This is a genomic window from Lawsonibacter hominis (genome assembly GCF_014287895.1).
Classification (GTDB): Bacteria; Bacillota; Clostridia; order Oscillospirales; family Oscillospiraceae; genus Lawsonibacter_A; species Lawsonibacter_A hominis.
In genome coordinates this window covers 1-559 of record NZ_JACOPP010000108.1, presented here as the reverse complement: position 1 = coordinate 559, position 559 = coordinate 1, and the positions used below count along the sequence as shown (strand labels likewise).

The following is a 559-nucleotide window of genomic DNA, read 5'->3' as shown; positions in this document are numbered from 1 at the left end:
ATTAAACCCAACTATGTGTCCTCGACCTTTGGGAAGTTGCTTGCCAAGAACAATTTACGGCACATTCGTTTCCACGATCTTCGCCATACCTGTGCCTCGCTTTTGCTGGCCAACGGTGTTCCGATGGAACAGGTAAAGGAGTGGCTGGGACACAGTGAGATCTCAACAACGGTGGATATTTACGGGCATCTGCAATATGCCACGAAAAAACAATCCGCCGCAGCCATTGAGCAGGACATTGTGGCGCCCATGCTGCAAAACCTATCGGCGGTTTCTCCATAAAAAGGAAAGAGGTCTACCAGCTTTTCGCTGGCAGACCTCATGGCGGAGATGGAGAGATTCGAACTCTCGCGCCGGTTTTGAGCCGACCTACCGCATTTCGAGTGCGGACCCTTCAACCGCTTGGGTACATCTCCAAATTTATGTTATATCCCTGGTCCCGACCCGCCGACCAATTCAGCCGGTGGAAATCGGGAAGAACAACAGGATAGAACAAGCAACATTATTCAATTTGAACTCGGCTGGAACCCGCATGGTTCCAAGGGTTTCAGCCGTTTGG

General features: G+C 51.0%; 1 protein-coding gene and 1 tRNA gene. One reads left to right on the top strand and one right to left on the bottom strand.

The genetic code is table 11. The annotated features are described in order from the left end of the window. The coding region (locus H8S57_RS17015) for a site-specific integrase (protein WP_186909104.1) at positions 1–282 on the top strand (282 nt) is incomplete at its 5' end. Between the two features lie 40 nt (positions 283–322). Here H8S57_RS17015 and H8S57_RS17010 read toward each other — a convergent pair. Beyond that, positions 323–416: transfer RNA gene (locus H8S57_RS17010), tRNA-Ser, on the bottom strand. Between the last annotated feature and the right edge of the window lie 143 nt (positions 417–559).